Below are 26,211 nucleotides of genomic sequence, written 5' to 3' on the forward strand. Positions count from 1 at the left end.
CTATCTGGTACGGCTGTAAATCTCTTGCAAATACTGTTCATTAGATAAGCTGTTACGTTCCAAATCATCCATAATCTTTCCATCGCTAAGTAGCACCATCCGTGAAGAGTACTTGGCTGCAGCAGGGTCATGCGTAACCAGTAAAATGGTAATACCAAAACTTTTATTGATTTCCTGCAAAAGTGCCATCAGTTTTTCAGAATTGGCAGAGTCCAAGGCTCCTGTCGGCTCATCTGCGATAATCAGTTTAGAATCATCAATCAAGGCTCTAGCAGTTGCCACACGTTGTCTCTGGCCACCTGATAACTGATTAGGAAACTTATCTTTTAAGTTTTGAATGGCCAACTTATACAAAATTTCCTCAATCTTATCCTGATGTTTTTTGATATTTTTCCCCTGAATTTGAAGAGGTAGAATGATATTTTCATAGACCGTCAAGGTTTCCACCAAGTTGTAGGCTTGGAAAATATAGGAAATGTTTTTAGCACGATAGTCAGCTAGTTCATTTTCCTTGGCATGGATGATGTCAAAATCTTCAAATCGAATCTCACCTGATGTTGGTTTATCAATCGTTGAAATACAGTTGAGGAGTGTTGTTTTTCCACTACCACTGGCACCCATAATTGCCAGAAATTCACCTTTTTCAACGGACAAGTTCACATCTAATAAAGCATGAACGATATTATCCCCTTGACCAAATGTTTTCGTTAATCCTGTCACAATAAGCTGTTTCATCATTTCATTCCTCCGTTTCTTTATTACTCTCTCATTATACGGTTTCTTTCAAGGTTTTCCATGAGTATTTTGTGCAATATATTCAAGTTATAAAAAACCGATACCTTTTTCAGGTATCGGTCGATGTTGATTATTTGCGATCGTTTCTTTTTTTCATAAAGTAAACAATCCCTATGACAATAACTCCTAAGACCAGTACAGGTGCATAGAATTCTAGTGTTCCAATAATTCCTTCCATTTTATCCTCCTATCAAAAAATAGAGGTAGTTTTATCCACAGCGCACGTTTGGCGAAGTACATTCATAAGAATATGTAAACCACCAACCACAGCAACCTTGTACTGTTAATCTAACAGTCGTACGTCACCCAGCAGTATATTTACCATTTAACTCTTGGCTATTAATTTCATAATCTAAAGAATCAATCTCAAAATGGTCTTGTTTCATTTGTATTTCTCCTCGTAAATATAACACCAAATCAAAGTGTTGTCAATGTTTTGTAATATAACTCAAGAATTTTCCTTTTGTTTTATCTAACAACAAACATTATTTCTCGTATACTCATAGGAACAGGTGAAACACAATCCACAGCGACCTGCTAGTGTCATTTTAAAAGCTATGCACCACTAGCTCCTGATTTCCCGGAAAGTTCTTGGTTTTCAACCTCGAAACTTAGAGAATCAATCTCTGGACGACTTGTATTTTTAGACATAAGGTTGCCTCCTTCCTTCTTTTAGATGATCATCATTACAGTAACTAGTATAAACTCTAGTATTGGCTAAGTAATGAGTAAATCGTGCAAGTTTCTTATTTTCGAGAAAAATTTTTATAGTTCCCAATTAAAAAGTAGCTGAACAAGAGATTGTTCAGCTACTTTTTAATCTTCTTGCCCAACTAATGATTTTCAAAACACCACATACAAGCACGGCTAGATTAAATACCACATAAAATCCTGTAAAGCTTATCAGACCATTCTGGGCTAAATCCTCTACATAAAGGTTGGATTCAGTAAAGAACAAATAAATTCCATAGCCCTCTACGAAAATAAGAAAACTGACAAAACCAATCAGGAAAAGTCCACTTGCAATAAGGAAGATCCTCCATAAAAGAATGAGAATTCCTCCTACTGCTAAAAAAATTACTGGGATAAGGAGTAAATCATTCATGACTTTCTCCTTTCTAGTCAATCAATTGACGATAATGGGTGGCAAGAGAGGAATCAAACTCTTCTAATTTTTGAACTAAGTCCAAATACTCCTCTTTCTCATGATCTTCAAAGTCCACACCTCGATGATTCTGAAGCGTGATTTCCAATTGACTAGTGAGTTCTCGTTTGGAAAAGCTGTAATCGCCTGTCACTTCCTCATAATGTTCCTTTAGTTCCTTGTAGGCTTGGTATTCTTCAGGCGTTTGAAATCCCTGTACTAAGGCTTCTTCTAATTGATAATAGGTATCTTCCATCATAATCGTTACCTCGTTTCTTTCTATCTTTATTCTACCGCGCTTTTCTTTTCTTGTCCGCTATTTATATCTATTTTTTAATCTAATTCAAAAGAAAGTTGTTCTTGCTTTTCTTTTCCTTTTTCGTGGAATTGTCTTAAGGCCTGATCAATAATATCTAAATCCGTTTCTGTTTCAATCAATGGTGCGAGTACATCGTATTCGGCCTTTTTAGTTTGATAATCTTCTTCCTTTGGAAAATTTTTCTCAATTTCTACTCTAGCAGTAGTCCATTTATCCTTTAATTCATCCAATAAGTTCTGAGTTTTCACTTGGTCCTCTTTAATGTGATCAATCGTATGCTGAAGCCTTTGAATTGTCCCTAAAGGAGAATACAAATCTAAACTGACAGAATACTGATTTTCTCCTACAATTTTAACAGAGAAGGTTTCAGGAAGAGGTTGATTTGTTGGAAGACTAAGCATTTTAATGTCAAATCCTCTATAACTGGCTAGGGTTCGAAATTCTTTGCTGTCAGATTGATTATGACGGATAAGACGGTGTAGGGATTCCCCTGCTTCAGCTCGTTGATCAAAAGCTTGCTTACCTACCGTCATAGAAAATACCTGGTCTTTCGATATTTCAGACTGTTGAATGTCGCCTTCATACTTACTTAATCGTTTCTCAATAATAGGTATATTTTCTTCACAGTAAGAGATTGTATGACGATAGTGATCCTTGCTGCGTTGAAAGGCGCGTCTTTGATTTTCTAATAGAGTTAGATCATTCTCTAGTTCCATCTTATATTTGAGATAAGGATTACCTGTTGCTAGTGCCTTAAAATCAGAAGCTGTCATGGTCTGCTCATCAATGTCTTCTGCAGCACGAATTGGCTCCTTAGAAGTCATAATCTGCTTAATATAACGGAGTTTGTTCTCCTGAGTTGCCCATAGATAATTATCAAATGAACCTTTTGTAATGTAGTGATAAATATCCACTTCCTTGTTTTCATTTCCCTGTCGGATAATCCGTCCATTGCGTTGCTGGATGTCACTTGGTCTCCAAGGGACATCCAGATGATGAACTGCTTTCATCTTGCTCTGAACATTTAAACCTGTTCCTCCTTTTTCGGTTGAGGCAAGGAGAATCCGCACCTCTCCTGCATTGACCTTTCGAGATAAGCTATTCTTCTTTTCATCACTATTGGCATCATGTACAAAGGCAATCTCCTTACTAGGGATTCCTCTATCAACTAATAAAGCCTTAATCTCAGAATAAACATCAAAGCCATTATCCTTTTTCTTAGGTGTTCCAATATCTGAAAAGATCATCTGAGTAGCCTTATTTTCCATTCCTTCACGATAAATTCTTTCAACATTATCCACTACCTGAAGCAATTTATGATTGTCTGCTAAACTATAGCTAGAGTCCAATAAACGCATATCAATTGCTAGTTTTCGTGCCTCACCTGTAATTTTTAACATGTTATCCTGACTCGGATCAACTGTCCCACATTTGACCGCATCTGAACGCATAACCAATTCTTCTAAATAGAGTTTCTGGTTTTCAGTTAACTCACTCTCAATAGGGATAATATGGGCTTCTGGAACAGGTAAATCCAACATATCTTGTGTTTGAATGTCGGCTGTTTCTTTATAGATTTTCATCAACTCAGGTAGATTGACAAACTTTTTAAATCGTTTCTTAGGTTGGTACTTATCCCCTGTAGGAGCTAATTCCATAGAGTTTTGAATTTCTCCAAAAGCACCTACCCAAGAGTCAAAATAATCAACTTGATAGCGTTTTAAGATATCTGGTTGAATATAGTTCATCATAGTATACAACTCACTAATAGAATTGGAAACAGGTGTCCCTGTCGCAAAGACAATATTTTTAAAATCATGTTCTTCCTGAATCTGTCGAACCTTCATCTCCATATCCACGTTCTTCTTAGAGGTTATATTGGTAATACCTGCTACATTCCCAAGTCCAGTAATTGGACGAATATTTTTAAAGTGATGTGCTTCATCCACAAAGAGAAAATCAATTCCTAAGTTCTCAAAATCAATAAAACTATCACGATTGAAACGTTGGAGTTCTTCCAATTGTTTCTCTAGACCACTTATTGATTGTTCTGCTTCTTTAACGGTATACTTATTTTCAGAATGTGTTTTAATCTCTCGTAGTTCATTGAGTTTATCCTCTATATAGTTCATCTGTCTTTCCTTACTGACAGGGATTTTTTCAAATTGAGAATCCCCAATGACAATGGCATCGTAATCTCCTGTAATAATACGGGACACAAACTGTTTTCTTCTCGCCTTCACAAAATCTTTCTTAGTGGTCACAAAGACTTTTTTAGTCGGGAAAAATTTCATGATTTCTTGGCCAAACTGAGCAGACAAACTAGAGGGCACCACATACAAGGGCTTATGAACCATCCCCAACTCCTTTAATTTAAACCCAGCACCAAGCATTGTCAAGGTCTTTCCTGAACCTACCTCATGAGCTAATAAGGCTCTTTTTTCTTCTACGATTCTTTGAATGGCATTCTCTTGGTGAGGACGAAGACTAATGTTTTGAGCCAAGCCATCAATAACTAAATGGCTACCGTCATACTCTCGACTAACCGTCCGATTATAAAGACGATTATAGCTTTCCTCAATGACTTGTTGGACTTCTGGATACCGTGAGACAAATTCTTGAAAGAGCTCTTGTAAATGCTGCTCTTTTGCTCTTAGAACAGAGGTTTTTTCCAAATCTGTGATGGTCTTTTTCTTTTCTCCTTCCGTAACAGTCATGGTAATCGTCGGTTGGTTTGAATTTAGTAAATTCTCAAAAATCTTTCTTCCTGTATCATAACGTGACCCACTAACTCCAAGACTACTATCTTTGGCACTTGGATAGCGATAAGCAAATGATGTCCTTAAATGAACCTGGCCATCGACAGGATTCACTTCAATGACTTGTTCAACATCAGGCGAAGACAATTCAAATTCACGATTGGTAAAACATTCAAAGGCAAATTTACCATAAACGGATTGAGGAATCCAACGTGACCCTATTTTAAACTCAATATCTGCCAGATGAATCCTTGGAGGGCGAACAGATTCTAACAAATCTAAAGCATGGTTCCAATCATATTCTTGGTTGTTTTCCTCTACTAATAGTTGAACTACTTCTATCTTGTTGAGAATATCTCCTGATAAAAACTGGTTCTTAGAAAGGTATTTTCTTTCCCCTCTTAAATAGCTTTCTGGATCCATTAAAACATGGTCACCTAACTCATCTAAAATAGCAGCTTGGCTGTGTTCAGGATAAATTGATACCATATAGTCTAAATCAACCCCTCTACCATCCGATAAACTAGAGTTTAAGGCATCTAGAGCTGTTGAAACTCTTGCAATCACTCTCTCTGGCCTAACCAATGCTTTCTCAAAGGCTAAAGATTTTTTATATTTTACTTTCTGATCTTTAGAATCAATGTATTCATCTTCTAAACTTGCTAGTAAAGAATACTTATCGTCACTATCAAATAAGTTCCGATTGACTGAGGCATTCAAGTATCCAAATTGACTTACAAAGCGGTCATAGTCATGATTGAGTTTACTAAGTAACACCTGAAAATCTGTCCGACTATAGTCTTGATGACGTTGAATTTCAATTAAGGCTTGATAGGTCTCTCTCAAATCAACCATGCCCTTAATGCGACTAATATCCTTATCCGATAAGGGACTTTCATAAAAGACAGTTTTTTTGAACAGTCCCTTATATTTCCCTCTTTTACTCGCTTCTTCTGACTTGTAAACATCTAGTGCTTCCTCATCTGTCAAATGAAGTTGCACGAATCGGTCTATTTTATGTTCAGACAAAGAACTGTCCCAGGCTTTAAACTCTCCCTTCTCATCTACATAATAACTAATTTCGTCTACTTTTGAACTTTTCCGAATGCCATGCGTATCTCGGTAATAAATTTGATTTCCCTCATATCCAAAAGAATAGAGCGCTAAGTCCTCACGTATACGACTGGGGATAGAATTATCCACTTCTTCTTGGATAAAAACAGGTGCTTTCAAAGAATTGTCAATTTGTTTAGGTGCTTCCACATTCTCTAATGCTTTCATTATGTCAGTAGCTAATGTTTCTGATACCCCCTTAACATTGAGGGTTCCTCCATTAAAATTACGTACCTCATATTCACCCAAAACTTGTGTGTTGTATTTCCCATCAAAATAAGGATTGATCCAGACACGCTTATCTTCCTCAAAGGGAATAGAACCACTAAAAACAAGTTCCTCTTCATTAAGATTCTTTGCTTGATCCTTTTGAAAGAAGAGGAGGTCTGTGGTCACTCGAGTACCTGCAATCTTTTTAAAAGCCGTATCCGGCAAACGGACTCCCCCTAAAAAATGAGTGTTTGATTTAATCTCTTGTAAGACATTATCTGTCCGCTTATCCATTGTCCCAATAGATGAGATAATCGAAACTTGTCCTCTATCTCTTACTAAATCAAGTGAGTGTTTGACAAAGTAGTCGTGAATCATATAAGGTTTATCATAGTTTTTATCGGCAATCCGAAAATTTCCAAATGGAACATTCGTTAAGACTAAATCAAAACTATTATGTTGATAGGGAACTTCTTCAAATCCTCGCACTTCAATATGGGTATTGGGGTGGAGTTGTTTTGCGATTGCGCCTGTCACACTGTCTAATTCAACCCCATAAAGTTCTGATTTAGCTCGTATACTTCTAGGCATCGCCGCAAAGAAGTTCCCAGTTCCCATAGAAGGATCTAATATCCTTCCTCCCTCAAAACCACCATCCAGTAATTTTTGCCAAATCTGGCGAATAATCATTGGGTCTGTATAATAGGCTGTGAGAAAACTTTGTTTCATAGTGGAGTATTCTGATTTACTTACTAAGCTCTTGAGAGTTAAGCGTTCTGTTTCATACTTTGGATTGAGTTCATCGAAAAATTCATTGGCAAGACCACCCCAGCCGACATACTTGGCTAGTAGTTCTTGTTCTTCTGGATTCGCTTGTCGTCCCTCTTTTTCTAATCTTTTAACAAGTTCAATTGCGGCGATATTCGTTTCAATTTTTTCTCGATTTGTCTTAGGATAAAAGTCCTCTAAATCATCTGGAAAAACAAAATCTTGAACGGGGACATCCGTCTCTTCTATATCTGAAATAAGCGTTTCTGTTTCCTTATCCTTATCATTTTCATTTTCTTCTTCCAGATAGGAAAACAAATCTATTTCCTGACTTTCACTTGGTGATTCAATCTCAATCTCTGACTCTTCTTTTTCAAGTTCTACAAGAGACAATACTTGTTCAATCTCTTCCAAACTGTTCAAGTATAAGATAGGATTCTCTTCAAGTAACTGGTTGGAATCATTGAATAGCTCTAGGCGAACTAAGTCATTTAACTGTGCATTTTCAATCGAAACCAACTTAAATACTTGACCTTTATAACTTACTTGTGAACCGATTGGATATTCCCTCAAAGCTTCTTCTACAATTTTATCTACTTTAGATAGGGAATGAACTTCCACATTTTCTTCTACCTGGTCAATATTTTCTAAAGGTAAGACTGCTTCCTCTACTTGCTTAGACTTTTCACTTCTAGCCTTTACATCATCAAAATGAGTAATAATCTTCAGCTTTTGTGTCAGTGGGAGTTTTGTGTAGTTTTCTTCATGATGGACAAGATCCGTAACGGTATCTAAAGTAGCCATCAATTCTGAACCCAAATAGGCTAGAACATCTTCCTCTTTTTCTTCAAAATGAATCTCAAGAACCTCTTTTTTTAGTTCTTTGGAATCAACCATTAGAAGAAACTCCTCTATATCTCTACTAATGCGGTCAGATAGATTATTCGCAACCCGATAGACATTGACTAAATTGACATCCTGTTTCTGATGACATACAAGCTCACTTAATGGTGTTATCTTCTCTTTTTCAGATTGGATATAAAATCGAGTGGAAAGGTTATAGGTTGCGACTTCTAGCACCAAGTTTTTCTCAAAATTACTTAATTGAGATAATTTACTTAGGCCTGCTTGTCCAATATTTCTTGTGTAACTTTCTAAATCTTGGTCATGATTTTCAGAACTAGCCTCTAGGAAAGAAATAATATCTTGATGAAACGAATACACATGAGGTATCTCTTCTATCTTGCCCTCTTCAGCCAAAAAACTTTCTACCAAGTCTTGCCATTTCTCATCAAAATGTTGCGCTTGATAACGAAGAAATAGGGTCATTTTCTCCCTATCTTTTGGAATTGTTCCACGAAACATAGCCAATAATTGCATTACTTCCATACTTGCTCCTTTCATCTATACGAAAATAGGAGAATCACATGATTCCCCTACAACTCTATCTCCATTTCCACCTCTTGAGGACTGGTTTCTAAATTACTAGACAAAAGAGAAACAGCATCTGTTCTCATGTAGTAAGTATATAAGTCTTCTAGGTCTTGTTGGTTTTCAATCCCTGTTTCAATACTAATCAGAGCCTGTATAAATTCCTTGTAGTGACTCTCCATCATATCTGAAATCTTTTGTTTCATTTCCATAAATACTGATGACGATTCAGTTATACTTGTTTGGTCTATGTCTTGTAAATCCTTTTCTAAGGGATTGGTTCCTTCTTCTATTTCCACTAAATCTGAACGTCCATCACCATCAGAATCTGCGCTAAGAGGATTGGTTCCTAGCGCCAATTCTTGAGCATCAGTTAATCCATCTTGATCCGAATCACGTTGATAAATGGCTTCCATATACTTCCTTCTTTCCTAGTTAATCTTTTTTCACTCCAATCCTACCAAATATTCCTTGAAAGAAGTATCACAATCATTACAAAACATATCTACAATAAATAAGTAAAACATTTATATTAGTTAAAAACTTTATAAAAAGTAAGTACTAATAAATCTTTCCATAAAAAAACGCATAGTATCAGACTTTTTTAAGTTACTGATACTATACGTTCCTGTGATCCTGATATTTTTTCAGCATCAACAATCTTTATATTATTATCCAAATACTATTTCGTAAAGTTTTTATATAGGTCTGGATTTAATATTACACAAGATAAATAATCGACAAATCTTTAATCTTCTTTTTTCTTACGAGCTACGAGTCCGAATGCACCCAACATTCCAAGAAGTCCAAGACTAGCTAGACCAGACTTATCTTCTGTACCAGTATTTGGTAATTCCTTCTTGTCATTGGCTACGGTTGTTTCAACGGCTACTGGTTTAGAATCAGTAGAACTTGTCTGAACTGGAGTAGCTACTGGTTTTTCTGGACTTGTAGGAGTCTCTGGAGAGCTTGGTTGCTCAGAACGAGTCGGGATAGTTACTTTCTTATAGGTATGAATCACATTGCCATTTTTATCTGTCTTAGTGCCAATATATTCATAGCCTTCTAAAGTCTTAGGTCCATGGCTACCATTTTCGTTTGGAGAAATTTCTTTACCATCACCATCTTGGTAACGTGTTACGATATGAGTTGTTGAACTACCATTATTACCGTAACTATTACCATGATTAGATTTAGAAGTTACTTTGACAGGAACTTCTACTGTCACTTTACGTCCATCCGGTAATTCAATCTCAACCGTTACAGATGGTTTATCACCTGGTGTATTCGTTTTTGGAATTTCTCCAACTTTAGTAATTTTCCATCCTTCTGGTAAATCAACATGTTGCTTCACCATATCTTCTGTAATCGGTGTTCCTACCTCAACCACTACAGGAGTTGTTTTTGGGGTAACAATAACAGGGACTTTAACGGTTACTCGTTTACCTCCAGGTAATTCGATTACTACTGGAACACTTGGTCTTTCTCCCGGTACATCTGTAGATGGTTTATCCCCGATACTAATGATTTTTCCACCTTCTGGTATTTGAATATGTTTTTCAACATCCTCATTTGTAATTGGATCCCCAAGTTTTTTCACGATATCTTTAATTGGAGTTACGTTTACAGGCACCTCTACTTCTATTTGTTTACCATTAGGAAGTTCAATTTTAACTTTGACAGTACCTTTATCTCCTGGAGTATTTACTTTTGGAATTTCACCTACTCCAATAATTTTTCCACCTTCAGGAACTTTCACATGTTTTTCAATATCCTCTGGAGTTAATGGTGTATTCGTAACTGGGGTTTTGATACCTTTAACTGGTGTTACATTAACCGGAACATCAACGGTAATTGTTTTGCCATTTGGTAATTCTACCGTTACTTTAACTGGGGCTTTCTTACCTGGCGTTGTTAAGTCTGGAATGTTCTCAACATTCGTAACTTTACCGCCTTCTGGGACTTTAATTCCTTTGGTGTAATCCTCTGGAGTTAATGGTGTATTCGTAACTGGGGTTTCGATACCTTTAACTGGTGTTACATTAACCGGAACATCAACGGTAATTGTTTTGCCATTTGGTAAGGTAACAGTTACTTTAACCGGATTTTTCTTACCTGGCGTTGTTAAGTCTGGAATGTTCTCAACATTCGTAACTTTACCGCCTTCTGGAATGGCAATTCCCTTGGTGTAATCCTCTGGAGTTAATGGTGTATTCGTAACTGGGGTTTCGATACCTTTAACTGGTGTTACATTAACTGGAACCTCTACTACCGTTGTTTTACCATTTGGTAAGGTAACAGTAACTTTAACCGGATCTTTCTTACCTGGGATTGTTAAGTCTGGAATATTCTCAACATTCGTTACCTTACCACCTTCTGGGACTTTAATTCCTTTGGTGTAATCCTCTGGAGTTAATGGTGTATTCGTAACTGGGGTTTTGATACCTTTAACTGGTGTTACATTAACCGGAACATCAACGGTAATTGTTTTGCCATTTGGTAATTCTACCGTTACTTTAACTGGGGCTTTCTTACCTGGCGTTGTTAAGTCTGGAATGTTCTCAACATTCGTAACTTTACCGCCTTCTGGAATGGTAATTCCCTTGGTGTAATCCTCTGGAGTTAATGGTGTATTCGTAACTGGGGTTTCGATACCTTTAACTGGTGTTACATTAACCGGAACATCAACGGTAATTGTTTTGCCATTTGGTAATTCTACCGTTACTTTAACTGGGGCTTTCTTACCTGGCGTTGTTAAGTCTGGAATGTTCTCAACATTCGTAACTTTACCGCCTTCTGGAATGGTAATTCCCTTGGTGTAATCCTCTGGAGTTAATGGTGTATTCGTAACTGGGGTTTCGATACCTTTAACTGGTGTTACATTAACTGGAACCTCTACTACCGTTGTTTTACCATTTGGTAAGGTAACAGTAACTTTAACCGGATCTTTCTTACCTGGCGTTGTTAAGTCTGGAATGTTCTCAACATTCGTAACTTTACCGCCTTCTGGAATGGTAATTCCCTTAGTGTAATCCTCTGGAGTTAATGGTGTATTCGTAACTGGGGTTTCGATACCTTTAACTGGGGCTTTCTTACCTGGCGTTGTTAAGTCTGGAATGTTCTCAACATTCGTAACTTTACCGCCTTCTGGAATGGCAATTCCCTTGGTGTAATCCTCTGGAGTTAATGGTGTATTCGTAACTGGGGTTTTGATACCTTTAACTGGTGTTACATTAACCGGAACATCAACGGTAATTGTTTTGCCATTTGGTAATTCTACCGTTACTTTAACTGGGGCTTTCTTACCTGGCGTTGTTAAGTCTGGAATGTTCTCAACATTCGTAACTTTACCGCCTTCTGGAATGGTAATTCCCTTGGTGTAATCCTCTGGAGTTAATGGTGTATTCGTAACTGGGGTTTCGATACCTTTAACTGGTGTTACATTAACCGGAACATCAACGGTAATTGTTTTGCCATTTGGTAATTCTACCGTTACTTTAACTGGGGCTTTCTTACCTGGCGTTGTTAAGTCTGGAATGTTCTCAACATTCGTAACTTTACCGCCTTCTGGAATGGTAATTCCCTTGGTGTAATCCTCTGGAGTTAATGGTGTATTCGTAACTGGGGTTTCGATACCTTTAACTGGTGTTACATTAACTGGAACCTCTACTACCGTTGTTTTACCATTTGGTAAGGTAACAGTAACTTTAACCGGATCTTTCTTACCTGGCGTTGTTAAGTCTGGAATGTTCTCAACATTCGTAACTTTACCGCCTTCTGGAATGGTAATTCCCTTAGTGTAATCCTCTGGAGTTAATGGTGTATTCGTAACTGGGGTTTCGATACCTTTAACTGGTGTTACATTAACCGGAACATCAACGGTAATTGTTTTGCCATTTGGTAATTCTACCGTTACTTTAACTGGGGCTTTCTTACCTGGCGTTGTTAAGTCTGGAATGTTCTCAACATTCGTAACTTTACCGCCTTCTGGAATGGCAATTCCCTTGGTGTAATCCTCTGGAGTTAATGGTGTATTCGTAACTGGGGTTTCGATACCTTTAACTGGTGTTACATTAACTGGAACCTCTACTACTGTTGTTTTACCATTTGGTAAGGTAACAGTAACTTTAACCGGATCTTTCTTACCTGGGATTGTTAAGTCTGGAATATTCTCAACATTCGTTACCTTACCACCTTCTGGGACTTTAATTCCTTTGGTGTAATCCTCTGGAGTTAATGGTGTATTCGTAACTGGGGTTTTGATACCTTTAACTGGTGTTACATTAACCGGAACATCAACGGTAATTGTTTTGCCATTTGGTAATTCTACCGTTACTTTAACTGGGGCTTTCTTACCTGGCGTTGTTAAGTCTGGAATGTTCTCAACATTCGTAACTTTACCGCCTTCTGGGACTTTAATTCCTTTGGTGTAATCCTCTGGAGTTAATGGTGTATTCGTAACTGGGGTTTCGATACCTTTAACTGGTGTTACATTAACCGGAACATCAACGGTAATTGTTTTGCCATTTGGTAATTCTACCGTTACTTTAACTGGGGCTTTCTTACCTGGGGTTGTTAAGTCTGGAATATTCTCAACATTCGTTACCTTACTACCTTCTGGGACTTTAATTCCTTTGGTGTAATCCTCTGGAGTTAATGGTGTATTCGTAACTGGGGTTTCGATACCTTTAACTGGTGTTACATTAACCGGAACATCAACGGTAATTGTTTTGCCATTTGGTAAGGTAACAGTTACTTTAACAGGATTTTTCTTACCTGGGGTTGTTAAGTCTGGAACGTTTTCTACATTCGTAACTTTTCCACCTTCTGGGACTTTGACATATTTAGCAATATCATCCTTTGTTAAAGGTGTATTTGTCACTGGTGTTTCAATTGGTTTTGGTTTAGCTTCCACTACTTTAATCGTTGCTGGAACTTCTACCAATACATTTCCATTTTTATCTTTTACTACAACTGTTACTAGTTTATCACCAACAGTTGTTGCATCGAACGGTTCAGTCTGTCCATCTGGAACTTTGTACTCAAATGTTGAACCTTCTGGATAATCACTTGGAGTAATACTGTCTCTTGCTTGTGGTTTTTCAGTTGGATTTACAGGAATTAATTGTTCCTTGCCTTCCACTACTTTCACCTTAGCAGGAACTTCTACAAGTTTATCTTCCTCATCTTTTGCTTCTACAATAACATCTTTTTCGCCTGGTGTTGTTGTATCTACTGGAGTTTTATATTTGAATGTTACTCCATCTGGATATTGTTCAGGATCAATACTCTTAGATACATCTGGTTGTTTATTAGATTTATCAACCGGCACATACTGTGTCTTACTATCGACCACTACAATTTTAGCAGGAATCTCTGCAACTATTTCTGTACCTAGCTTAGCTACAACTGTTACATCTTTGTCTCCTGTGGAACCAGTATTCGGTTTTTCTTTATACTCAAACGTGGTTCCTTCTGGGAATTTACTTGGATCAATACTATCTTTCGGTGAGATACCTTCTTTGTTTACTGGAACATACTGAGGATAACTTTCTACCACCCGTACCGTTGCTGGAACTTCGACAAGTTTATTACCTGCTTTGTCTTTAACAACTACTGTAACATTCTTGTCCCCTGCCTCTGAAGTATTGACTTCTTCTTTATATTCAAATGTTGAACCTTCTGGATATTGATCTGGATCAATACTATCTTTGACACTAGGTTGTTCATTCCCTTCACTAACTGGAACAATTTGAGGATAACCTTTTGCGACTACTACAGTTGCTGGAACTTCAACTAATGGATTTCCATCTTTATCCGTTACTACAACCGTTGTTTCCTTGTCTCCTGCCTTACTTGTTTCAACTGGTTCTTTAAATTTAAACTTAGAACCTTCAGGATAATTTTCTTCATCAACACTCTTAGAGGCGTCTGGTTGTGTATTCTCTTTATTTTCTGCCACATATTGTGTCTTACTATCGACCACTACAATTTTAGCAGGAATCTCTGCAACTATTTCTGTACCTAGCTTAGCTACAACTGTTACATCTTTGTCTCCTGCGGAACCAGTATTTGGTTTTTCTTTATACTCAAACGTGGTTCCTTCTGGGAATTTACTTGGATCAATACTATCTTTCGGTGAGATACCTTCTTTGTTTACTGGAACATACTGAGGATAACTTTCTACCACCCGTACCGTTGCTGGAACTTCGACAAGTTTATTACCTGCTTTGTCTTTAACAACTACTGTAACATTCTTGTCCCCTGCCTCTGAAGTATTGACTTCTTCTTTATATTCAAATGTTGAACCTTCTGGATATTGATCTGGATCAATACTATCTTTGACACTAGGTTGTTCATTCCCTTCACTAACTGGAACAATTTGAGGATAACCTTTTGCGACTACTACAGTTGCTGGAACTTCAACTAATGGATTTCCATCTTTATCCGTTACTACAACCGTTGTTTCCTTGTCTCCTGCCTTACTTGTTTCAACTGGTTCTTTAAATTTAAACTTAGAACCTTCAGGATAATTTTCTTCATCAACACTCTTAGAGGCGTCTGGTTGTGTATTCTCTTTATTTTCTGCCACATATTGTGTCTTACTATCGACTACTACAATTTTAGCAGGAATCTCTGCAACTATTTCTGTACCTAGCTTAGCTACAACTGTTACATCTTTGTCTCCTGTGGAACCAGTATTCGGTTTTTCTTTATACTCAAACGTGGTTCCTTCTGGGAATTTACTTGGATCAATACTATCTTTCGGTGAGATACCTTCTTTGTTTACTGGAACATACTGAGGATAACTTTCTACCACACGTACCGTTGCTGGAACTTCGACAAGTTTATTACCTGCTTTGTCTTTAACAACTACTGTAACATTCTTGTCCCCTGCCTCTGAAGTATTGACTTCTTCTTTATATTCAAATGTTGAACCTTCTGGATATTGATCTGGATCAATACTATCTTCAGGATATGGCTGTTTCTTATCTTCATCAACAGGCACGATTTGTGGATAACCTTTTACAACTTTAACCGGTACATTGACGGTTTCTTCTCGCTTCTTATCTCCTGAACCGTACGTTACTGTTATTGGAACTGTCAATGAGTCATCTCCAACTTTTCCAGTTGTTTCTGGAATCTTCGTTTCATCTACTGTTTTATCGTTGCCTTTTGTTGACACGGCATCTTTTAATTGTTCGGAAGATGGTTTAGTTCCTTCTACAACATAAACTGGATAAGCAGTTGACACACGTGGTTGTACTTTAATAATAAATTCTTGAGAAACTTTATCAGTTGTGTCTTTTAAAGTATCAAACACTGGATTTTTATCAAATGGATTGTCAACAATATCGTAACCCATTGATTTCAACACATCGATACGAGTTTGAACATCTCTTTCAGAAATCGTTTCTCCTGTTTTACCAGTTAACATTAATGCATGATCCGTTAATTCTGTTTCTTGTTGAGTTTTTGGATCTACGGAAACGAATTTCACTTTTGCTTTTTGATCATCTTTTTCATAAGTAATCTTAATATTAGCTTTTGGATCTGTGATTTTTGGCGGATGATATCCTTTATCTAAATGTTCTGGATCGATTGGTGTTAATGAATTTCCACTTCCATCTTTTGGAGTATAGCCATCTTTATGAGGAATAATTTCTGTAATTTCCCCAGTTTTTGTTGGGTCTGTTGGATCATTAGGGAATGGAATTGGAGTTTCTTCTAATCCAGTTGTCGGATTAATTGGAGTCCAACTTCCAATCTTCGTATAAGTAACCTTATCCGTTTCATCAGGGATTACTTTTGTATCTTTTTCAGGGGTTACTGCTTCTTTGGCTGGAATTTCTTTTTTATCAGCAATATATCCTGCTAATGTTTTAACTTCTACTTTTTCCCATGTTTGATTTGATGATTCCCAATCTGTATATTCGACTGTTTTATCAACTAGATTTACTTTTGCTTTTCTTGTGAATGACACAGTTTGAACAGTATCATCTAAAGCTTTTTCTTCAGCTGCTGTATTAGAATCTTTCTTCACATAAGAAATCACACGTTTAGCGGTCTTAGTCAAGTCAGATTCAGCCAAGCCCTTAGGCCATTTCAATTCTGGATTATTTCCATTTGGATCTACTGGGCTATCTTTTTCATGTGGCGTTGATGAAGGTACTTCAATGATTCTAGGTTTCAATGTGATTTCAAAGGTTTGAGATGGTTTAGAAACTCCTGCTTCCTCATCATCTTGGTCATCAAAATCAGGATGAGCACCATTTACATTGTATGTATCACTTTCAACTTCGTATCCTTTTCCTTTTAATTCTTTAATTTTATTAGTAATGTCTTCGCTATTTGGTAAGGCAGTTCCCGGTTCACCAGTTAATTCTACTGTTGTAGAGTGCTTACCATCAGTTGTTTTAATGACAACATTTGCTTTTTGATTTTTAACTACGTATTTATAAACAACTTCTGTAGGATTTTCTGATAATATCCCATCTGAATTATTTGGTAAATCAGTTTTAACTAGTTTGTAAACTACACCATTTTCACTAAATTCTTCTTCTGGTGTAACTGAATAATTGGTACCAACAATATTTTCTAATTTTGCTGTAGCATCTTTTAAGACATTTTCTCTAAGAACAGTAGCAGTATCATTAGCTTTTACATATTTTACAGTAACTTTTCCGTATTTTGCTTCATCGTAAGCTGCTACAATATTTGACACCGCATCATAAACTGTACCACTAGTTGATGTTCGCTTATATGGACTATTTTTTAGATACTCTCTAAATACATAGTATTTATTATCAGTTCCTTTAATAATATATGGCGCAGTAGCAGTGGTTGTTTTAACATTCTCATTTTGTGTCTCTTCTTTTTTCGTCGTGTTATTTGCTTCTGTAGCAACATTAGCTTCTGTAAAATCTTTTGTTGGAGTTGCAGTCGCAAATTTATCTACTTCAGCTACTCCCCCTTTAACAATTGAAGTTGCTTTTAAAATCGGATTATTATTAGCAACATTAATATAACGCATAGCAACATTTCCGAGTTCTAAGTATTCTTTAAGCCAATTCCCAGAAGCATCAAATGAATTTTTTTTCGGATTATCCCATGAGATTTCCATATTTGTTGTATATTGACCACTCAAGTCATCCGAACTATTTTCTTTCGTTATTTTGACAGTTTCATTTACAGGTCCAAACTTACCAGTTTGTGAATGATATAAATTAACAGTGTTCGAAACTGGTTCTCTTGACACACCGGCTGCTGCCCAATCAAAACTATAATTTGTATCTGAAGTTGCCTTACCACCCACAATTTTTACAACTAGTTCATCATCAGTAAGACTAATAACTTGAAACTCAGCATAAGTTCTTGGTGATTTTAATATAACATGCTCTTCATTTATCTTAGTGTTAGCAGTTGTTGATTTATTTGATAAATTTGCTCGAACTTTTTTAAAATCGCCACTTTTAACAAATTTATTTAAACTTTTATCGTTTAACTTAATAGTAAAAGTTGTACCTACGCCATATTCATACTTATTTGTACTAAAATTAAATTGTTCACTATGATTTATTAATTCACCATTTTGTCCAAACTCTAAAGTCCCAGAACTTGAAATAGTAGAAGGTGCCTCACTAGGTTTTTCTTGTTTAATATTTGTTTTATTAACAGTATATTCTTTCTCAACAACGGTTTGGTTATTAACTAAGATTTTTGCAGTTACTAATTTATCTTCACTAACTTCAGGATACCTTAAACTATAATCATTCAATGCACCTCCGAAAGATACATCTTTTAAACTTTCAATTGCAGAAGTAAACTTATAAGTAAACCTAGTTTTTGTACCTCTATTTTTTAATTTTGCTTGCTCTTTTTCTTCTAATGATGCTGAATCATCACGCTGAGCCCAAAAGGAAGTTTTTTTACCTTTAGCAGCTTCATTAGTAAATAATTCTTCTATACTCTCTCTTCTGGCAAAAACTTTTCCGTCTTTTGATAATGTCTCAGGCAAAGATGAACCACTTCCTAATTCTTCGAAAGTAATACTTATTTTATCATTTTCATGATAAGAACCATCTTTTAATTTTACATTATAAGAAAACTTAGTTGGAGAATAATTTCCCATTCGGTCATTAGTCGTAATTGTTCCACTGGCAGTAATATTCCCATTCTCTAGTATTTTAGATTCTACATTTCTAGTTTCTTCTGCTCTAAATCCACTCTCTCCTTTTCCTGGAATGGCTTTTCCATTTCGTGGATCTTGATTTTTGTTTTCTTTTTCTAATTTCTTTTCAATGGATGCTTTTGGTATACTTTTAAGAATAAAATCTATATTATTAAGAGAACTTAATTCTTTGTCGATATCTCCCTGTATTACTTTATCATTAGATAATAAGTCTTGCGCTTTAGCTAATTCTTCATTCGCACTTTTGATTACTTCTTCTGTTTTTTCATTCACTTCAGTTTTTTCAAGTAACGCTTGAACACGAGCAACAGCTAATTCTAATTTACTTGTATCAGCTTTAATAAACTGTTTTTCCTCTTGTCTACTCTCATTATTAAAAGATTCAGTTGAAGAAATAACATCTTTAGATCCTGTATTTTCAGAAGTTGCTTCTGATACCTTAAGATTAGAAGTATTAACTCTATCCTCATTATCTGTTTTCTTATCATATTCCTTTGGTTGATGATTTGAAGATACTGAGGCAGCACTACTATCATTACTTTGAATAGCATCTGCCTGAACAGTACCTCCACCAATAAACATCATAAAAGCAGCAATCGCGACTGAAGCTGCTCCAAAACTTACTTTGCGAATAGAAAAACGTAGTTGTTTTTCACGATCATGTTTACCTTTATAAAACATCTGATTTCCTCCGTTATAAATATCTTGTTATATATTATGATACTCTTTTTATCTAATAAATCAATAGAGTTTTTCGCAAAGTTTCATATCACAAAACGAACAATATCCGTATATATATATATATATATATATACGGATATTGTTCGCTATTTCTTTATAAATATTACATTTTATGAAACATGGATGTTTATTGTCTGAAAAATTACGTTTTTATAACATTTTAAATCACATAAATATTTAGCCTATGTATTTTCCAATCAGCTATTAGTTCCTAGCGCTAATTATTTATCATCAAGTAGTACAACCAGTTTCGAATCAGGTTGATAAATGGCTTCCATTTACTTCCTTCTTTCCTAGTTAATCTATTTTCACTCCAATCCTATCAAATATTCCTTGAAAGAAGTATCACAACTAAAAAGAGAACGAGCCAAAACTGCGTTCTCCTGAAAATGATAAAAATATATTTTATGCCACAAAAGATATGTAAACTAATCTTTTAAATAATAAAAGAGTTCCGACGTTTGTAAATGTTTTGAGTAAATTGAAATTACTTTTTGACCTTTTGGAAATACTGTCTTTCTCTTCAAATCTAATAAAGATTGAGGAACAATTTTCCTAGATGTCTCTTTCAATGTTAATGCTAGTATCTGTTTTCTTGTACGTAAAGCATAATCAAACTCCAAATACAAATAACGTCCTGAACCAGTTAGATGAACATGCTTTCCCAATAACTCCTCAATGGATCCTAAAACTTGTAACTTTTGCATCGTGGTTCCATCTTTTTTTATTTTCAACTCATCAATTATGACATGCCTATTTAAACAATCGTCAAAGAAACTGCCTGCACCTTTTCGGTAATCAACACCACATAGGTGCATGAAATTAGTAGGTGAAAAATGAAGTTCAACACTTTCTATTTCTGTTTCATAATACATGATTTTGCCAACGAAGTGTTCTTTAAAAAAAGAAGCCGCAATTTGTAACTGAGTAAAAAAACGCTGAAGTTTTATTTTTTCGGTGTAATTTGGATTACGATAATCTCTAGAATTTGCCATATTTTCCTCACAAAAAAGGTGGTTTACAGAGTCTGTAAGCCACCTAGTCAGTCGGTTTATTCTGGTGTCTGCCACCGCTTGGCCCTTACGTCCAAGATTGCTATCGGATTTCGTTCTGGTGTCCGCCACCGCTTGGCCCTTATGTCCAAGATTACTATCAGATTGACCATGAGCCGACCACTCATCTACACTATTTATTTTACCTGAAAATAGCTAAAATTTCAAGTTTAAACTCTTCTATTTCGTAGTATAGGCAAAACTGATGGCGCTATCTGCTTGCGAGATTTTTCTAAAGGTATAGTTAGGATTGCCACCATAGTTTGTCTCAGACACAAGGAAAGAACCATCATCATATACTTTCTCGACAAAAGCCACATGACCGTAGATGGCTGGTGTGCCATGTGTACCTCCTACAAAAGAAACAATGGCACCTGCTCTTGGTGTAGAGCCAGTTTCCCCACCAAGACTTGAAGCTGTCGCAACCCAGTCCTGACCATTTCCCATGGTATTAATGATTGAAATCTTTTCTCCATTTCTACCTTTTAATTTTAGGCCTAACTGGTTCATACGAGCCGCAACACCCCATGTACATTGTCCATAGGCATAGGCCATACCATCTCCACCACCAGGAACAGAATGATCATACAAGTCCCCACGAACACCTTCAAGGGATTGTGGATCACTCTTTGCCTGTCCTCCATTTGTTTGGCTAAAGCCTTTTTCAATTTGGTAATACCATTCCGTTGCTCTGGTTTGTCTTTCCAGTAGTTTGTCACCAGAATTTCCCTCCCAATAGGTGAGGAAGAGTTGGGCGAGATTAGCTGCACTGCCTGTATTTTTAAAGAAATCTTTTAACCAACTTTGATAGTAAGGACTATCCCCATGAAGCATAAAATCAAGTTGGAGGTCTAAATCATACCACTTCTTATTTTTACTATGTGCATAATTCAATAAAGCTGTATGACGTGTTGAACCATCTGCAGTATCCGTCCATTGCCCTAAACCCAAACCTCTATGAAGGATATTAGGATAAGCACCACTATAAATGGCTGGACCTCCAATCGCTAACCATGCTTCATCATCCCATGAGGAATCGGTAGCTCCAACAGGAGGAGATAAGTAATCTCCTTCAGCTCGTTTAGGATTAATAGAAGATTCTACCGACCAATTTCCTAAAATAGCCGCAATGGCTTGGGGACTTGCCCCTTGAGATTTCAAAAAATCATAAATATGTTTTGCTCGTTCAAACTCATCTCCACCAAACTGACCAATGGCAGGTAAGATAGTGGTCTGAAGTTGAATGACTTTTGGAAAATAAAATTGTGGATTGACATACACTAATTTTTCTTTCTTGTTCTTATACTTTTGATAGGAAACTTTCAAACCTGTATCGTCTGGTGTTTCACCAATAATATCACCCGTTAGAACTCTTGTCCCCTCAATCGCACGGCCATTATGAATAGAATACAAGGTCAATCGACTCTCATTCTCTCCTTTTCCGTTAGTGAGAATAACATTGTCGCCATCTAGAGATACAACACCATCCATTGGTGCGACAATCGTTTGGTGAGCCTTCGCTTCTAGTAGAATGTACTCCTGAAGGGTAGGTTTCCCGTCTAAATCATAGTATCCATAACGATAAGTCATGGTTAGACTATCTTCGTTGCTTTTCCCTTCAAATGGATTGTCCAATTCTTGCATGGAAGCATAGACACCTTCTTCTTTTAGTTCCTTCATTTCCTCTTGATCGTCTTTCGATAGTTTATACTTAGGAGTTTCATAGAGGTCTTGCATGGATTTCAAATCTTCTCCATCGTTTAAATCATGCCACAAAGTAGACAGATAATCCTTGTAAGTTTCTGAACTAAATAAGTGAACTGGTTTGTGTAACTCATAGTCATGGAATTTAAAGTTCATATACCCCATCACATCATCAACTTTTGTGTAATAGGTAATTCCTTTGTCATTTGTACGAGTATGTTCTGCATCTTCCCAAGTTAGGTGGGTATAAGCTTTTGTTAATTCAAATTCATCTTGTTGAATCAAACTAGCAGATGAAAATCCTAAAAAGAAGCTCATCATAAATAAGAGAAGAAAGACTAATCCTCCAACTATCCAGGTTACAGGATTTCCAGCCGTAAATGTAAAGAAGGAAAAGGCTGCTTTTAGTTTTTGATAGATATTTCGGACACTTGTAAGACCTTGTTTCTTTAATTTTCGAAACCGATTTTTAAAGGAACTTGGGTTATCTTTCGCTAGTTTCCATCCTTTTCCATCTTTAAAATGATGGTATCGCTCTTTTGTGTTGGTCAGTCTTTTCTTGGTAAAACGACCTGTTGCTTGTCCTGTTTTGACACTAGCTTTTCCAAGGTTATAAGAAAGCCGACTGTAGCGTTTCCCTTTTCTAATGGTCTCTTGTAAAGTGCGATAACCTTCTAAATCTTCATTTTCTGAAGCTAAACCTCCACCTTCACGTCCAAGGACATAAAGAAAAGTTTTGGCTTTCCTACTGACTTTTTTGGACTTATAGGCTTGTTTAGTAGATTTTAGATTCTCTTTTGCAGCCTTGACTTCTTTCTTAGCTTTTAATTCTTCTAAACTCTTCCCTTGAAAGAAAAAATTAGATTTTTGTTTCGATTCCTGACCATAAAGAAATTTTTGATTGGTTTTTCTTTCTTTACGACGCTCTTTTCTTTCTTCTTTTGACTGTGCCTTTGCTTCCTTAAATTGCTTCTTGGCTATTTTCAATCGTTTCCTAGCATGAGGCAACCGTCTGTCTCTTAATTCTTTCCGATTCAAAAAAGATGGAGGACTATTTTGAAGAATATGATTGTAGTCTTCATTTGCTTGTTTTACCCTAGCCTTTGAAGCTTCTCTCATCTCCTCTAGCTTTTCTTTTATCTCTTTTTTCCATGCTTTTTCATCCAGTACAGAGGAATCTTTTTTCTGTTTCCTTACCTCCTTCTTTCCTTTTTTCAAGAATTTCTTCTCATCTTTTAGACTTCTTCTAAATGCCTTTCGGGCACGTATGATTTCTCTTTTATCCTTCATTCTACTTCCCCTTAATTAGAAGCCATTTTATCAGGATCTGTACTCATGATATCAAACAATTGTGTACCTTTAGGAATCTTATTTTTAAAGGGAACGACAACGGAACCAGCTTTTATTAGCCCTGCCCCTTTTTCTGGATTGACTAAGTATTTTTCGAGTTCTTTTGACAAGCCTAAGAGTTGAACCAGTTCTTCTCTGTCATTTTTTGCTTGCTTGAGGAGAATCATAAATTCACTATTTGCAATAATCCGTCTACCGTTTGGATCTAACAATAAGGTTTCGACATTTTGGGTTATCCCAGTCGGACTAGCTCCATATTTTCTGACACGACTCCACAATTTAAAGAAGAAATCACTGGCATATTTATCTAGTAAGAGAAGCTGCATTTCATCAAAATAAATCCAGGTCCTCTTCCCTAATTTTTGATTCCGAACGACACGATTCCATATCTGATCAAAAACAACCATAAGAGCGATTTGTTTCAGCTCATCTCCTAACTTTTTAACGTTATAGATTAAGAAGTTAGATCCTGTCTGAATATTGGTCTTATGAGAAAAAATATCAAGAGAACCTTCGACATACAGTTCCATATCAAGTGCCAAATTCTGCGCTTCTTCTTCTGGTTGTTGGCTCAAGACAAAGACCCATTCTTCCAAAGAAGGCTCTTTAAATGACTGATAGGTGAGTCTGGTAACTCGGTCGATAATCGATTTTTCTCTTCCATCCATTTTTCTATCCAATAACTTGCCGATAAAGGATAAAAGAAATTCTGATTTTACCTTTACAGGATCTTCATCCATATTCTCCTCAGACAGGTCAAGGACATTGAGATAGGTTTGGGAATCAGGCGCAATATCAATCATTTCTCCCCCAAAAGCTCGTCCAATAACACTGTACTCTGCTTCTGGATCCACGATGATAATTTCGGTATTTTCACCAGATTCCTTGATTTTGGTCGTGATAATTTCATGCTTGGTTGCCATCCCTTTCCCAGCTCCAGATGTTCCTAAAATCAGACCAGACGGTGTATTTAATAGGCTGCGATCAATGGTAATAATATTGCTTGAGATTTGATTGATACCGTAATATTTTCCACTGCGGTCTTGTAAGTCTACTGAAGTCCATGGAGAGTTCACTGCTACATTGGACGTTAATAAACTCCGTGATACTCCCTCTAAAAAATCACAACCAAATGGCAGCAAACTATTAAAAGCTGCTTCTTGCATATATGGAAGTTTATCAATCATTAGGTCATTTGAGCCGGCCACTTGTTGGATAGTGTCTAGGGCTTGTTTGAGTTCTTCTTCATCCTGACCAAAAACACCAATCAAGAAGACTGTTTGAAATAGTTTATCTCCTGTCTCTGTCATGGTTTTTAAGAGTTCCTCAGCTTCATCGATATTACTTTCTAATACATGACCTACTTTTTCCAAATAGATACCTGTACGAGCTAGTTTTTGTTGTTCCCCAATCTTTTGGGATTCCATCAAGGTTTTCTTTGTTCGTAGTTTCTTCATGGCATCCGCCTTAGTCGAACTTTGGGCATGGAGGCTCACAATCAATTCCAAATCTCCTTGCATGAGGTCTCGGATAAACTGATCCCCTAATTCCATACCGTAGTCTCTCACATAGACAATCTGCAATAAGCGGTCATTGATTTGTAGGTAATTCTTGTTTTTAAAGTCCAAGAGATTAGGTGCTATGAAGTGACGAGTTGTCTGACCAGATTTCGTTAAATCACGGTAAGAAAAAGGAAGATGGTGTTCTCCTCTAAGCATATCGGCCAACAAGTTCACCCGTTCTTCTCCAGCCAAAGATTCAAATCGTGCATCAATTTCTGAGAAACCACTCTTGAAATATTCGCCTATTTGAGACAAGGAACGATAGGCTTGTTTGGGATTAGAATCCTTTCTACCAAAGCTAATCAGTTTCACAGCCGAAAAGTTATTTTCTCCACTGTCTAAATTTTGATTCATCATCCGATTCAATTCTTTACGATAGCTATCATACCCATCTTCTTTTTCCTCATACAAAACACTTTGTCTGAATTTTTCTAAATTCAATCTTTTATTAAAGATAGTCAATTGGAAGTTGGTTTTGTCGTCTAAAGAGTTAATCAAATCAGAATACTTCTCAATGATTGCCCCCTTATCTTCTAAACTAACGGTCTGGTAATTGACATCACCAAGTAAATAGCTTTGTGAAAAATAATCTTCTTTTACCTGCATCAGACCGTTTTGATACAAGGCTTGATAAGAAAGAGTATTAGCCGTTGAGGGTAACACTTCCTCTTTTTTAACTTTAACTTCTTCCTTTTTATTAGTCATTGAAGTTTTTTGTTTCTTTAATGTATTTGATTTTCTTTTCATGTTCAGGTCCTTTCTTTCCTGTAATTGTGCGTAGGGGAACCGTTAATTCAAAATGAAGACGGTATTTCAAATAATGTTCAAAATATAAATCATTGGGTTTATAGACTCCAAATAGCATGAGGGGAATAGTAAAGGCAAACACAAAACCGTAAACAAACCAATCTCCAAATTGCCAGAAAAAGAGATTCAAGCCCAAAACAATAATTGTGACAATAAAGGCTGGTAAAACAAAGATGATTTGTCTTGTGGTGAAGCCTAGCCAAGCCCTGTGTTGGTATTTTGAGATGTCTTTAAAGACACGTGTATTCATGACTTTCCTTTCTA

The 26,211-nt window shown here is 36.4% G+C and carries 10 protein-coding genes; all 10 read right to left on the reverse strand.

Annotation, left to right across the window (positions count from 1 at the left end):
• The 10 genes from ACAM22_RS04735 to ACAM22_RS04780 all read right to left on the reverse strand — a co-directional run bounded on the left by ACAM22_RS04735 (position 1) and on the right by ACAM22_RS04780 (position 26,197).
• Positions 1 to 735, reverse strand: a complete 735-nt coding sequence (locus ACAM22_RS04735) for an ABC transporter ATP-binding protein (protein WP_125451040.1) — start codon at positions 733 to 735, stop codon at positions 1 to 3.
• An 865-nt stretch (positions 736 to 1,600) separates the two neighbouring features.
• Positions 1,601 to 1,900, reverse strand: coding sequence for a DUF5966 family protein (locus ACAM22_RS04740; protein ID WP_261076011.1), 300 nt, complete (start codon positions 1,898 to 1,900; stop codon positions 1,601 to 1,603).
• A 13-nt stretch (positions 1,901 to 1,913) separates the two neighbouring features.
• Positions 1,914 to 2,198 (reverse strand): DUF5962 family protein, encoded by a 285-nt coding sequence (locus ACAM22_RS04745; RefSeq protein ID WP_125450897.1) that lies wholly within the window; start codon positions 2,196 to 2,198, stop codon positions 1,914 to 1,916.
• A gap of 74 nt (positions 2,199 to 2,272) precedes the next feature.
• Positions 2,273 to 8,497 (reverse strand): SNF2-related protein, encoded by a 6,225-nt coding sequence (locus tag ACAM22_RS04750; protein ID WP_369606422.1) that lies wholly within the window; start codon positions 8,495 to 8,497, stop codon positions 2,273 to 2,275.
• A gap of 47 nt (positions 8,498 to 8,544) precedes the next feature.
• Positions 8,545 to 8,955, reverse strand: a complete 411-nt coding sequence (locus tag ACAM22_RS04755) for a thrombospondin type 3 repeat-containing protein (RefSeq protein WP_000387509.1) — start codon at positions 8,953 to 8,955, stop codon at positions 8,545 to 8,547.
• Positions 8,956 to 9,287: 332 nt separating this feature from the next.
• Positions 9,288 to 19,412 carry a Rib/alpha-like domain-containing protein gene (locus ACAM22_RS04760; RefSeq protein ID WP_369606423.1) on the reverse strand — a complete coding sequence of 3,375 codons (10,125 nt, stop codon included), beginning with the start codon at positions 19,410 to 19,412 and terminating at the stop codon, positions 9,288 to 9,290.
• A gap of 488 nt (positions 19,413 to 19,900) precedes the next feature.
• Positions 19,901 to 20,467, reverse strand: coding sequence for a PBECR4 domain-containing protein (locus tag ACAM22_RS04765; RefSeq protein WP_000013900.1), 567 nt, complete (start codon positions 20,465 to 20,467; stop codon positions 19,901 to 19,903).
• A 237-nt stretch (positions 20,468 to 20,704) separates the two neighbouring features.
• Entirely contained in the window at positions 20,705 to 23,518 is a 2,814-nt protein-coding gene (locus ACAM22_RS04770) for a phage tail tip lysozyme (protein WP_369606424.1), read from the reverse strand.
• 11 nt (positions 23,519 to 23,529) lie between these two features.
• Positions 23,530 to 25,887: a VirB4-like conjugal transfer ATPase, CD1110 family gene (locus ACAM22_RS04775; protein ID WP_369606425.1), complete on the reverse strand. Its 2,358-nt coding sequence runs from the start codon at positions 25,885 to 25,887 to the stop codon at positions 23,530 to 23,532.
• A complete protein-coding gene (locus ACAM22_RS04780) occupies positions 25,838 to 26,197 on the reverse strand; it encodes a PrgI family protein (RefSeq protein WP_001097589.1) in 360 nt (119 codons plus the stop codon). Before ACAM22_RS04780 ends, ACAM22_RS04775 begins: the two co-directional genes overlap by 50 nt.
• Between the last annotated feature and the right edge of the window lie 14 nt (positions 26,198 to 26,211).

This window comes from Streptococcus sp. SN-1, assembly GCF_041154385.1.
GTDB classification, from domain to species: Bacteria; Bacillota; Bacilli; order Lactobacillales; family Streptococcaceae; genus Streptococcus; species Streptococcus mitis_CT.

Bases quoted from the DNA above. Each gene is read 5' to 3' on its own strand.
- ACAM22_RS04735 (WP_125451040.1), bottom strand. From the start codon at position 735: ATGAAACAGCTTATTGTGACAGGATTAACGAAAACATTTGGTCAAGGG.
- ACAM22_RS04740 (WP_261076011.1), bottom strand. From the start codon at position 1,900: ATGAATGATTTACTCCTTATCCCAGTAATTTTTTTAGCAGTAGGAGGA.
- ACAM22_RS04745 (WP_125450897.1), bottom strand. From the start codon at position 2,198: ATGATGGAAGATACCTATTATCAATTAGAAGAAGCCTTAGTACAGGGA.
- ACAM22_RS04750 (WP_369606422.1), bottom strand. From the start codon at position 8,497: ATGGAAGTAATGCAATTATTGGCTATGTTTCGTGGAACAATTCCAAAA.
- ACAM22_RS04755 (WP_000387509.1), bottom strand. From the start codon at position 8,955: ATGGAAGCCATTTATCAACGTGATTCGGATCAAGATGGATTAACTGAT.
- ACAM22_RS04760 (WP_369606423.1), bottom strand. From the start codon at position 19,412: ATGTTTTATAAAGGTAAACATGATCGTGAAAAACAACTACGTTTTTCT.
- ACAM22_RS04765 (WP_000013900.1), bottom strand. From the start codon at position 20,467: ATGGCAAATTCTAGAGATTATCGTAATCCAAATTACACCGAAAAAATA.
- ACAM22_RS04770 (WP_369606424.1), bottom strand. From the start codon at position 23,518: ATGAAGGATAAAAGAGAAATCATACGTGCCCGAAAGGCATTTAGAAGA.
- ACAM22_RS04775 (WP_369606425.1), bottom strand. From the start codon at position 25,887: ATGAAAAGAAAATCAAATACATTAAAGAAACAAAAAACTTCAATGACT.
- ACAM22_RS04780 (WP_001097589.1), bottom strand. From the start codon at position 26,197: ATGAATACACGTGTCTTTAAAGACATCTCAAAATACCAACACAGGGCT.